An 11,858-nucleotide genomic window follows, 5' to 3' on the forward strand; every position below is an offset into this window, starting at 1 on the left:
CCCTGAGGTCTAGCGTCAGCGGCAAATTGTCAAGGCTTGCCCCTTTGGGACACCCTGACGCTTGCCATGGCATTTTGTCGCGATTACTTCTGTCTGCCATGACCCTGACCCTGCCCACTCCCGCTTCACCCCTGAAAATCGGCACCCGCGGCTCACCGCTGGCACTGGCCCAGGCCTATGAGACCCGCGACCGCCTGGCCCGTGCCTTTGCGCTGGAGCCGACGGCCTTTGACATTGTGGTGATCAAGACCACCGGGGACAACCGCGCCATGATCGACGCGGATCGCCCGCTTAAGGAGATCGGCAACAAGGGGCTGTTCACCAAGGAAATCGAAGAAGCGCTGACCTCTGGCGCCATCGACATCGCGGTCCATTCGATGAAGGACATGCCGACCGAACAGCCAGAGGGGCTGACCCTGGACTGCTATCTGCCGCGTGAGGACGTGCGGGACGCCTTTGTTTCGCCCGCCATTGGCGCCATTGCCGACTTGCCCGAAGGCACCGTGGTCGGCACCTCCTCGCTGCGCCGCCGCGCGCAATTGCTGCACCGACGCCCAGACCTGCAGGTGGTTGAGTTTCGCGGCAACGTTCAGACGCGACTGCAAAAACTCCAGGACGGGGTGGCCAGCGCCACGTTTCTTGCAATGGCCGGACTGCGCCGCCTCAACATGGCCGAGGCGGTGCCCGCCACCCCGATCGCGCCCGAAGACATGCTGCCCGCCGTCGCCCAGGGTGCCATCGGCATCGAACGCCGCCGCCACGACACCGCCGCTGCCGCAATGCTGGAAGCCATCCATCACGCCGAAACCAGCCTGCGCCTGGCGGCTGAGCGTGCCTTTCTTGCCGCGCTCGATGGCTCTTGCGAGACCCCCATCGCCGCCCTGGCCGAGCTTTCCGGAGGCACCTTGCAGTTACGCGGCGAAGTGTTGCGGCCCGATGGGTCCGAGGCGCTGACCGACGCCCAGAGCTGTGCCATCGAAGACGGGGCGGCGCTTGGTCACCACATGGGACAGGCGTTGCGCGCGCGGGCAGGGCAAGGCTTCTTCACACTGTGACAGCCGCGCCCGCGCTCCCCGCCCCCGGCGTTAGTCTGGCGCGGGGTTGGGGCTCGCCGCTGCCACCTGCGGCTCTTCCGGCAGGTATTTCCGGTAGCCCAGCCACTGCAGCCAGTTTTCTGCACTGCCACCAAAGACATTGAGGTCCACATTGCCCGTGATCCCCGGCACCGATCCGGTGCCGGTATACTGCCAAAAGGCCCAATGCGCCCCGGGATAGACCGCCTCCGGATGGCCCGCGACCGAGCGCAACCAGAAATCCACCCCCTTGATCTGGCCGATCCCGGTGTCGCGATAGAAATCCACCGTGGTGTAGACCACCGGGCGGCGACCATAGTGGGCGGTGATTTTCTCAATGAACCGCTCCGCCTCATGCCGGGCCTCCGCCCCGGACGGACGGCGCCTGCAACTGGGCGAGGCGTGGTTCCATTCAATGTCCAGCACCGGCGGCAAGGACGTGGCCAGCTTGGGCACATTGCGGATGTACCACCGGGCCTGCTCCTCTGGCGAGCGGCAGAAATAGTAGAAATGATAGGCCCCGCGTCGCAACCCTGCACGGCCGGCCTCGCGCCAGTTCGAGGTGAACTCCGGATCCAGGAAGTCTCCGCCTTCTGTCGCTTTGATCCAGGCGAAAGACACCCCCGAGTCGCGGACGGTATTCCAGTCGATCCTGCCTTGATAGCGCGCGACATCAATGCCGTGGATCGGATAGCTCCAGGGATCGCGCCCGGCCCAGTCGTGTGGGTCGTTGTCACCGAACCGCGGATAGGTGGCCAGGACCGCATAGGCGGCAGCAAAGGCGGGATCGACCTGGCGCTGCACCGGGGCTGCGAGCGGTGGCGGGGGCACCGGCGCGCGCGTCGAACTGCCACAGGAGGCCAGCAGCGCCAGCATCCCGAACCCAAAAAACCATCGTTTTGTCATTACTGATCTACCTTGAAAACCTGCCCGCCCCCAATAAGCAGAAGACAGGTCAGCCCTTCAACGCAGAATGGCGTGAAACCGCATCGAGGCCCCCCGCTGCGCGGATTCACACCGAGCCGGATGTCAGACCCATTTCGCCATTGGCGGCAGGCTCATCAGCACGGCATTGGCATCATGGCCGGTTTCCAGACCGAATTTGGTGCCCCGGTCGTAGACCAGGTTGTATTCTGCATAAAGACCGCGATGGATCAGCTGCGCATCCTTGTCCTCTGCATCACAGGATTGCCCGCGACGCTTCTCGACCAAGGGCACGAAGGCCGGCAAAAAAGCGCGGCCAATGTCCTGAATCAGGGCAAAATCCGCCGCCCAGTCGCCGCTGTTGTGATCGTCGAGAAAGATGCCGCCAACGCCCCGTGCACGCCCCCGGTGCGGGATAAAGAAATAGTCATCCGCCCAAGCCTTCAGCCGCGGGTACAGCGCCGTGTCGTGCCGGTCGAGATGGGCCTGCTGGATCGTGTGAAAATGCGCGGTGTCCTCGGCATATTCAATGCAGGGGTTGAGGTCCGATCCGCCGCCAAACCACCAGCCGTGCGGGGTCCAGAACATCCGTGTGTTCATATGTACCGCAGGCACGTGAGGGTTGCGCATATGGGCCACGAGCGAGATGCCGGAGGCCCAGAAACGCGGATCCTCCTTCATCCCGGGCAGCCCCTTGCGCGCTGCCATAGCCGTCTGGGCCCGCGCGCCCAGGGTGCCATAGACCTCGGAAATATTGACGCCAACCTTCTCGAAAACGCGCCCGCCGCGCATCACGCTCATCAAGCCACCACCGGCATCGGAGCCATCCTCGGCGTGGCGCGACGTCTCGCTCAGCTCAAAACGACCTGGCTCCAGTTCGGCAAAGGGGCCCTCGGCATGGCTGTCTTCCAGCCCCTCGAAAGCCGCAACAATCTGGTCGCGCAGCTCCCGGAACCATGCCGCCGCGCGCGCTTTTTCGTCCCGCATGTCAGTGCTCTGCTCGCTCATCGAGATCTCCTGTCGTCTGGCGTTTGCGGCTCAATGCACCGGGGCGGTGACCGGATCAAGCAGGGTGCGGCCACCGTCCAGCGTCAGCACCTGCCCGGTCATGAACCCAGAGGCATCCGATGCCAGGTATTGCGCGGTTTCAGTCAGCTCTGTCGGTGGCGCGATCCGGTTCAGCGGCGTGTGTTCTTCGATGTTTTGCCGCAGCGAACGGTTGTCCTTGAGCGTCGCCTGCATCGAGGCGCTCATGACCGAGCCAAAGGCAATGGAATTGACCCGGATGCGATGGGGGGCCAGCGACACTGCCAGCGAACGGGTCATCTGGTCCAGCGCCGCAGAGGCGACGGAATAGGCCATCAGATCCGGGTGGGTGCGGCGGGCGGCAATCGACGACAGGTTGATGATCGCCCCATTCGCACTCTGATCGCCCCGCTCTTCGCCCTGCCGGATCATCCGTTTGGCCACATGCTGCGACAGGCGCAGGGTGGACATCAGGTTCTGACGCAGGAGAAATTCCACGCTTTCGTCATCAGGATCGATGGGATCGCTGGACACCACCTTGCGGGCGCCGTTGACCAGAATGTCAACACGGTCAAAGGCATCAATGGTCGCGGAAAGCAGGTTCGCTATGGTCAGCCGCTCGCGCAGGTCACCTGCAAAATGACGGATATTGCTATCCTCGGCGACATTTCCAAGTTCCTGTAACAGGGCGGATTCGTCCTGGTCAACGAACATGACCTTCGCGCCTTCCTTGGCGAATTGGCGGCCGATGGCGAGGCCGATGCCATTGGACGCGCCGGTCACAATCGCGGTCTTTCCGGAGATCGAAAAACTCATATGAAGATCCTTGCATGCATCAGAACGGTCGGCCTGTCCCCCAGGTCGGACCGCGGCAGGGATCGCGCCACGGGTCCGCGCGACAATAGCGGGAAGCCGACAGAAATTGAACAGTGTTTTGCAAACGCGCGCCTAGCGGCCGCGACGTGGGCGCGCCGCATGCAGCACCTTGAACCGGTTGTCTCGGGCGGTTTCTTCGACCTGTGCGAAGGAGTCGGTCAGCGCAGTCTCATAGGGCAGATGCCGGTTGGCCACCAACCAGAGCTGCCCGGCCGGTTTCAACAGGCGCGCGGCATTGGCGATAAACGCCTGCCCCAGTGCAGGCTCCGCTGTGCGGCCCGTATGAAACGGCGGGTTCATCACCACCGTATCCAGGCTGCCCTTTGCGCCCCAACTGCGGGCATCGTCCCAATGAAAGGTGGCGCGGGGGTCGGTGACATTCTGGCGGGCGCAGGTCAGCGCGCCTTGGTCTGCCTCGACCAGATGCAGCGTGGTTACCGCCTCACGGCTGAGGATCTGGCGCGACAGATAGCCCCAACCGGCCCCGAGATCCGCGACCGTCTTGCCCAGTTTCAGCGGCAGACGCTCTGCCAGAAGCTGCGAAGCAGGGTCGATCCCATCCGCCGAAAACACACCGGGACCTGTCACCCAACCGGGCGCGATCTCTTGCGGCGTGGCGCGCCAATCGGACAGGTCCAGATCCGCGTCGATGCTGAACAGCTTGCCATGGGCCTTTGAAATCGCGGGCGACGGTGCGCTGCGTTTTTTCAGCTCCTTGAAGATCGAATCGATTCCGTCCGTCTTTGCGCCGTCGATCAGCACCGGCCCGTCAGTGATGACCACCGCCTCTGCCAGCAGATGACGGGCCAGCGCCTTGGCCCGCGGCACAAAGACCACGGCGGCCGCGAACCGATCATCGGCTGGGGTGTCGGCGCGACACAGATAGCCGCGCGCCGTCCAGCTGTCATATTCCGGCTTCTGGGGTTGGATAACCACGACCTGCGCAGTTGGCAAAGCGGATAGATCATGGCCGTCGCGCGGATGAAATACAGCGATTCGCCCCTCTTCAGGTACGGCGAAATCGCCCGATTGAACCGCGAGGCTCAGGCGTTGTGACATTTATTCAGGGCCTTTCAACAGAACAGAGCCGCCCGTGCGGTCACTCTTCTTTTTCCATGGTGCATTGCAACGGATGCTGGTGGCGGCGGGCATAATCCATGACCTGAGCCACCTTGGTTTCGGCCACCTCATGACTGAAGACCCCGACGACAGCGAGGCCTTTTTTGTGCACAGTCAGCATGATTTCAAAGGCTTGCGCGTGGTTCAGGCCAAAGAAACGCTCCAGCACGATCACCACGAATTCCATCGGCGTGTAATCGTCATTCAGCAACAACACCTTGTATCGCGGCGGCCGTTGCGTACGCGGGCGGGTTTTGGTCAGCAGACCAAGGTCGCTCTCGTCTTCCGGGTTGTCCGTCATCATCACGGGGTGCTTTAGCATGGGCGGTCCAGGTATCCAGTCGTGCATCTGCGTATGTCACCGGCTTATATAGGGGAATGTGCCTTTAGGAAAAGAGACTGACAGCATGAATATGTCGCGCAATTTGAATACCATCGGTTTTGATGCCGACGATACGCTTTGGCACAATGAACGTTTCTTTCGCGTGACCCAGGACCGGTTCGCCGAGCTGCTGATGGATCATACACCCTCAGACATGGGGCCGGAGGCGCTGGAGCGCAAGCTGCTGGACGCGGAAAAGCGGAACCTCGGCACCTATGGGTATGGGGTCAAAGGGTTTACCCTTTCGATGATCGAAACCGCGATCGAAGTGACCGAGGGGCGCGTCCCCGCCCGCGTCATCAAGGACCTGCTGGAGGCGGGGCAGATGATGCTGTCCTTTCCAATCGAACTGTTGCCGCATGCCAGGACCGCGGTCGAATCCGTCGCAAAAGACTACAAGGTGGTGCTGATCACCAAGGGGGACTTGCTGGATCAGGAACGCAAACTGGCGCAATCCGGCCTTGGCGAATTGTTTGATGCCGTGGAGGTCGTTTCCGAGAAAACACCGCAAATCTATACAGAGATCTTTGCACGGCACGGCACCGGGCCCGCCCATGCCCTGATGGCCGGCAATTCCATGCGTTCTGATGTTGTGCCCATCGTCGAAGCGGGCGGCCACGGGGTCTATGTGCCGCAGGGACAGATCTGGGAAGTCGAACATGCAGAGCCACCGGTGCACAGCGATCGCTACCACGAGATCGCCGACCTTGGCGGGCTCGCGGAGCTGGTGGCGCGGATCGGCTGAGACTCGCCGAGACGCGATCTTATGTTAACCATTTCTTCACTGCTGTGACCCGGAGGCCGCAACCGCCTCGTAAAATAGCGTCTCTGCACAAATCCATCGCAGCGCCACCTGCAGAAATTTTCCCGATCCTGACGCAGCATCCTCGCTCTATTTAGCGGCCCGGATGGCGCGACCCACTAGATGTCGAAACTGCACAGCGCTGGTGCTGGTTTGCCCGCCGGTTGTTCCCTCACAACTGGTTTATTCGGCAAACCGGCTGTGGTACGCTGACCGAAGCAGATAAACGTCAGTCGGAAAACCGGCGACACGAGGCAAACATGGCAGTGATTTCTCAGGTCGATGACGGTCGTCCCTCCTCCTTTTTTGTGGCGGGGTCTGGTCGTGGCAAAATACAAGTTTCTCTTCGCAGGATGGTGCGATCCTGTCTGCGCGTCGGGCAGGTTCTGACGCTGACGGCGGGGCTGGCGGCGACGCAATCCGCGCAGGTCAAGGCGGCGCCTTACGCGGCGCTGGTCATGGATGCGCGCACCGGACAAGTGCTGCACGAGGACAATGCCGACGCCAGACTGCATCCGGCCTCCTTGACCAAGATGATGACGCTCTACATCGCGTTCGAGGCGGTGCGAAACGGCGAGATCAGCCTGGATGACAAGATCACGGTGTCCCGCAATGCCGCCGCTGAGCCGCCGTCGGAACTCGGCCTGCAAACGGGCCAGACCATCGCCCTGCGGTACCTGATTCGCGCCGCTGCTGTAAAATCCGCCAATGACGCGGCAACGGCCATCGGCGAAGCGATTTCAGGGTCCGAAGCCGCCTTTGCCAATCGGATGACCCGCACGGCCAAAGCCCTCGGGATGACCCGCACGACCTTCAAGAACGCCCATGGGCTGACGGCGGACGGGCATCTGTCCACCGCCCGCGACATGACGGTGTTGGGCCGTCATATCCTGTATGACTACCCAGAGTATTATAACCTTTTCAAACGCACCTCGACCGACGCGGGTCTGAAGGTCGTCTACAACACCAACCGTCGTCTTCTGGCCGCCTACAAGGGCGCGGACGGCATCAAGACGGGATATACCCGCGCGGCGGGCTTCAACCTTGTCTCCTCGGCCAAGCGCGGTGACGAACGGATCATTGCAACCGTTTTTGGGGGCACCTCCACGCCTGCCCGCAACGCCAAGATCGCAGAGCTGCTGGATCTCGGGTTCCGCAAGGCCCCGGCCTACGCCAAGCTGCAAAAACCCGGCCTGCCGCCCTATCTTGGCAATGGCGGGTTGCAACTGGCCGCCGATGAAACTCATGGAATCGCCGGCAAGACCATCCGGGTCAGCGGCGTCGTGACCGACACCCCGCGTCCCCGCATCCGGCCGGTTGCCGAAACCGATCCCGCCCTTCTGGTGGCCGCGGCGACCCTTCCCGAAGGAGCCAGCCCGGCAAGCGTCGCGACTGGCGATCCAACCGAAGAGACGGTGCAAATCGCCGCGCTCGACACCGAAGCGCTGCAATCGGGCATCAACAGTGCCATTCTGGAGATTACCGAAGTCTCCGCACGGCCTGCCGAAGTGCAGCCGGAAGCGCAGGGTGCCGCCGCCTCCACCCCCCTTGCAGTTGTCGCAGGCAATGACACGCTGAAGGCGGAAATCCGCACCGCCGTGGCCAAGGCCGTGTCGGCTCCGACCCAGCGCCGTTACACCGGTCCGCGCCCGCAAGCGCGCCCGGCGGCCTTCAACAGCCAGATCGCCTCTGCCGCAGAGGAACCGGTGGTCGTCACACGTCTTTCGACCTCTGGTGGACGCTACTGGGGGGTCAACGTAGGCCGCTACACCACGCGCTTCCAGGCCGAAAAAGTATTGCTGCGCACCGCGCTGTCAGAGATGGAAACCCTGGATGGCAGCCTGCGCAAGGTGGTGCAAAGCCCGCGCGGTTTTGATGCCCATTTCCTCGGCATGACGCGCGAAGGCGCCGAACGCGCCTGTAGCCGACTGACCTCGCGCAATGTGACCTGCCAGACGCTCGGCCCGGAGTCCTAAGGGCACCGCCAGGCCTGCGGGCCGGGCGGTGATCCGTCAGGGTGGGTCAGGACCTGTCAGGGCTTGGGCTGATCATCCCACTCGTCACTCAGAATGCGGCGGGCGTCGCCTTCGGGGTCATCGTATTGATCCGTGCGCACCGTATAGATAAAGGCGAAGAGCCCAATCCCACCGAGCAGCAGGGATATCGGGATGAGATACGCGAGAACAATCATCCGTCGGTCCTTTTCATTGGTCAGCGCAACCGTAACGCATTCAAGGAGACGCTGACCGAGGATGTGGACATCGCGAGGGCCGCGATCAAGGGTGTCGCCAGGCCTGCAATCGCCAGCGGCACAGCAATGATGTTGTAGACCGTCGCGATGCGAAAGTTCTGCCGAATGCGACGGGTGGCCGTTGTTGCAAGTCGGCAGGCCTCGGCGATTGGCACAAGATCCTGTCCCAACAGAACAATGTCGGAGGCGACCCGCGCGGCATCCAGCGCCGAAGCGGGCGAGATCGACACATGCGCGCCCGCAAGCGCGGCCGTATCATTCAACCCGTCGCCAACCATCAACACCCGATGGCCGGATTGCGTCAACGCCGCGACATGGGCCGCCTTTTGCGCGGGCAGGACCTCGGCGTGCCATTCTGAAATGCCAAGTCGGGCCGCGAGATCGGCGACCGGCGCGGTGGTATCGCCCGAGATCAGCACGACCCGCTTTCCGGCCTCCTGCAGCTGACCGACCAGCCGCGCGGCGCCGGGACGCGGTGCATCGGCAAAAAAGATCGCAAACGGGTCACCCTCACCGATGTCGAGCCAGGTCGCGGTTTGAGCAGCACCAGTGTTCAGGTCGAGGCCGATCCAGGACGCGCGGCCCAATCGGACCCTGCGGCCCTCGGAACTGGCTTCGATGCCATCGCCGGGGATTTCGGTCAGGTCCGCTACCGGCGCTGGACGCTCTCCCGCCGCTAAAATCGCCTTGGTCAGGGATTGCGCCAGAGGATGGGCCGAGCCCGCGGCCAGCGCCAGAGCAACCGCACGCTGGCGCGGCGAAAGTTCCGACAGGTTCACCACCTCTGGCGTGCCTGCGGTCAGGGTCCCCGTCTTGTCGAACACAACGGTGTCCACCTCGGCCAGCCGTTCCAGAGCAGTGGCATGTTTCACCAGAAGCCCTGCGCGGAACAGGCGTCCAGAGGCCGCTGTTGTCACCGCCGGAACCGCAAGCCCGAGCGCACATGGGCAGGTGATGATCAGAACCGCTGCCGCGATATTGAGCGCCATCCGCAAATCGAAAGAATAGAGATACCACCCTGCAAAAGCCAAGGCCGACAGGATATGCACGCCGGGCGCATAGAGCCTGGCCGCGTTATCCGCCAGCGAACTGTAGCGCGAGCGGCCGGATTCCGCGATCGCCACAAGATCCGCCAACCGATGCAGCGAGGTATCCTGACCGACCGCCGTGGCGCGCAGGGTCAGCGGCCCAGTCAGGTTGACTTCGCCCGCTGAGACCTCTGCGCCGGGCTCCGCCAACACGGGCAGGGTCTCTCCCGTCAGCAAGGACCGGTCGCACTCGGAACGCCCGTCAACAATAACGCCATCCACAGGCATGCGCCCCCCCGGTCGGACCCGGATCAGATCGCCCACCTGTAAATCGGCGACGGCGACCTCGGTCGCCTGACCGGTGGCGTCCAGCCGCCAGGCGCGGGGAACTTCCAAGGCCGAAAGCTCCTCTGCGGCAGAACGGGCGGCCGCGCGGGTGCGGTGGTCCAGATAGCGCCCCGCCAGCAGGAAGAACGTCAGGGTCAGGGCCGCATCGAAATAGGCATGTTCGCCAGACAGAGAGGTTTCCCAGAACGAGGTCGCCAGAGCCAGGACAAGCGCCAGCACGATCGGCACATCCATGTTCAGTCGCCGGGCCCTGAGGGCGTTCCAGGCGTTGTGAAAAAACGGCTGTGCGGAAAATACAATGGCCGGGAATGTGATCGCAGCGGAGATCCAGTGGAACATGTCCCGAGTCGCATCGGACGCACCGGACCAGACCGAGATCGACAGCAGCATCACATTCATCGAGGCGAAACCAGCCACGGCCAACCGAACCAGAAGCGCGCGCCCGGCGCGGTCAGACTGGGTCGAGGTCAGGGCGGTCAGATCCAGTTCATGCGCCTCGAAACCCAGCCCCTCGCACATGGAGATCAGATCCGCCGCGCACAGGTCCGGCTCCGCCTCGACCAAGGCGCGTTTCAGCGTGAGGTTGACCCGCGCGGACCGCACGCCCGGCATCGCACCAAGCGCCCGCTCCAGCGTCGAAATACACGCCTGGCAGTGGATGGTCGGCAAAGACAGCGCCAGACGTGCCACCGTCGGGGCCGGGTTGACAGGGTCCGCTACCCCCGGAATGCAACCGGGACACACGGCGAGCCGAGGATGCGCCGCATCGCTCATTGCCGTCGCGCCCCTTGCGCACCGATCAGAGGCCGCATTGCCGTTCTACTGTCGCAAACCATGCCCTACCCTTTCACATGCAGGATGACACGCTGCTGAAACTCGGTCCCATCTGCCGCCCGCGCGATCATGCGGATGTTCCAATTCCCCGGTGCCAGCGCCGCCTTGGCCACATAGGCCGCCCCATCATAGACGAAGGCGGGTGTCTGGTCGTCCCTGACCTGGGTCGCGCGTCCAAGGGTCGCAGTCAGCGATGCCACCTCGACCGGATTGCCTTGCCGGTCGGATATCTCCAGCCGCACGCTGTCGCCGCGCGCGGTGGCATAGACCGACCAGCCCAGCGCCTCTTGTGCGGCACGGCGCATGTCGAACTCCTGGCTGGCCACATATGAATTTTGCACCTCCAGCCCGGGAAAACTGCGCACCGCCTTCACTGCCATGGTCACGTTGACCGCAATGATCACCCCGAAGGATGCCACGCAAATGGCCAGCATGTGCCACCCGGTAAAGCGACGGGAGGTCGCGTTTGTCTTGCTGGTCATGGATCAGTCTCCCCGTCCGTTGAAAGTGCTATCGCGATAGGCGCGTTCGCCGGACTCACGGTCCTCGACCCAGAACCGCAGCGAGCTGCGCGCACGCGCGGCGGGGTCGCTCGGTGCCGGGGCGACGACATAGATCCGCTGTCGAACCGTTGTATCGGCCGGCACGATGATCGTGGCATCGCTGGCCCCCTCCCGCGACATCGTCAGTGCGGGATCCCCGACGATAGACAGCTCGAACGCCCGCGCTTGGCCATGTTTGTTGAGCAGCCGCACATCATAGGTGTTGCGGATGGCGCCATCCGACATCGTGACATAGGTTGGATTGCGCACCGGGGCGACCGTCATGCTGATGTCCGCGCGGATGAACAGGGCAAAGACCAAAGCAAGCCCAACGCCCCCCCACATGAGCGCGTACAGCACTGTCCGGGGCCGCAGAACATGTTTCCAGACCGGCCGTGGCGACGCCCCGGCCCGTTCGGCGGTTTCATCCGAAAGGGCCAGGTAGTCGATCAACCCGCGCGGCTTTCCGATTTTGGCCATTACGTCATCACAGGCATCAATACACAGCGCGCAGGTGATGCACTCCATCTGCTGGCCGTTGCGAATGTCGATCCCCATGGGGCAGACGTTCACGCAGGCCATGCACTCGATACAGTCGCCCCCGACGGTTGCGTCTTCGGCTTTGTGATGTTTGCCGCGGGGCTCGCCCCGCC

General features: G+C 63.3%; 12 protein-coding genes. 3 read left to right on the forward strand and 9 right to left on the reverse strand.

Annotated elements, in window-relative coordinates; all coding sequences use genetic code 11:
- Window positions 1-98: 98 nt before the first annotated feature.
- Window positions 99-1,055: a hydroxymethylbilane synthase gene (hemC, locus tag TRIHO_RS17405; protein ID WP_068246627.1), complete on the forward strand. Its 957-nt coding sequence runs from the start codon at window positions 99-101 to the stop codon at window positions 1,053-1,055.
- A gap of 30 nt (window positions 1,056-1,085) precedes the next feature.
- Here the strand turns inward: hemC and TRIHO_RS17410 are convergent, their stop codons facing one another.
- The 5 genes from TRIHO_RS17410 to clpS all read right to left on the reverse strand — a co-directional run bounded on the left by TRIHO_RS17410 (window position 1,086) and on the right by clpS (window position 5,340).
- On the reverse strand, window positions 1,086-1,979 hold the full coding sequence (locus TRIHO_RS17410; RefSeq protein ID WP_068246629.1) for a glycoside hydrolase family 25 protein: 894 nt from the start codon (window positions 1,977-1,979) through the stop codon (window positions 1,086-1,088).
- 123 nt (window positions 1,980-2,102) lie between these two features.
- Complete coding sequence (hemF, locus tag TRIHO_RS17415) at window positions 2,103-3,005, reverse strand: oxygen-dependent coproporphyrinogen oxidase (RefSeq protein WP_068246631.1); 903 nt, start codon at window positions 3,003-3,005, stop codon at window positions 2,103-2,105.
- 30 nt (window positions 3,006-3,035) lie between these two features.
- Window positions 3,036-3,839, reverse strand: a complete 804-nt coding sequence (locus TRIHO_RS17420) for an SDR family NAD(P)-dependent oxidoreductase (RefSeq protein ID WP_068246634.1) — start codon at window positions 3,837-3,839, stop codon at window positions 3,036-3,038.
- A gap of 132 nt (window positions 3,840-3,971) precedes the next feature.
- A complete protein-coding gene (locus tag TRIHO_RS17425; RefSeq protein WP_068246636.1) occupies window positions 3,972-4,958 on the reverse strand; it encodes a class I SAM-dependent methyltransferase in 987 nt (328 codons plus the stop codon).
- A gap of 40 nt (window positions 4,959-4,998) precedes the next feature.
- Entirely contained in the window at window positions 4,999-5,340 is a 342-nt protein-coding gene (clpS, locus tag TRIHO_RS17430; protein ID WP_068246639.1) for an ATP-dependent Clp protease adapter ClpS, read from the reverse strand.
- Between the two features lie 91 nt (window positions 5,341-5,431).
- On the opposite strand from clpS, the gene TRIHO_RS17435 reads away from it, so the two are divergent.
- Window positions 5,432-6,145: an HAD family hydrolase gene (locus tag TRIHO_RS17435; protein WP_068246656.1), complete on the forward strand. Its 714-nt coding sequence runs from the start codon at window positions 5,432-5,434 to the stop codon at window positions 6,143-6,145.
- A 317-nt stretch (window positions 6,146-6,462) separates the two neighbouring features.
- A complete protein-coding gene (locus tag TRIHO_RS17440; protein WP_068246642.1) occupies window positions 6,463-8,178 on the forward strand; it encodes a serine hydrolase in 1,716 nt (571 codons plus the stop codon).
- A 56-nt stretch (window positions 8,179-8,234) separates the two neighbouring features.
- Here the strand turns inward: TRIHO_RS17440 and ccoS are convergent, their stop codons facing one another.
- From ccoS to TRIHO_RS17460, 4 genes are all read right to left on the reverse strand, one after another.
- Window positions 8,235-8,393, reverse strand: coding sequence for a cbb3-type cytochrome oxidase assembly protein CcoS (ccoS, locus tag TRIHO_RS17445; protein ID WP_068246645.1), 159 nt, complete (start codon window positions 8,391-8,393; stop codon window positions 8,235-8,237).
- A 20-nt stretch (window positions 8,394-8,413) separates the two neighbouring features.
- Window positions 8,414-10,603 (reverse strand): heavy metal translocating P-type ATPase, encoded by a 2,190-nt coding sequence (locus TRIHO_RS17450; protein ID WP_068246647.1) that lies wholly within the window; start codon window positions 10,601-10,603, stop codon window positions 8,414-8,416.
- Between the two features lie 65 nt (window positions 10,604-10,668).
- Window positions 10,669-11,145, reverse strand: coding sequence for a FixH family protein (locus TRIHO_RS17455; protein ID WP_068246650.1), 477 nt, complete (start codon window positions 11,143-11,145; stop codon window positions 10,669-10,671).
- A 3-nt stretch (window positions 11,146-11,148) separates the two neighbouring features.
- Window positions 11,149-11,858: FixG Ig-like domain-containing protein (locus TRIHO_RS17460; RefSeq protein WP_332307236.1), on the reverse strand; the 710-nt coding region annotated here is incomplete at its 5' end.

The sequence above is a fragment of the Tritonibacter horizontis genome, assembly GCF_001518015.1.
In the GTDB taxonomy this organism is placed as follows: domain Bacteria; phylum Pseudomonadota; class Alphaproteobacteria; order Rhodobacterales; family Rhodobacteraceae; genus Epibacterium; species Epibacterium horizontis.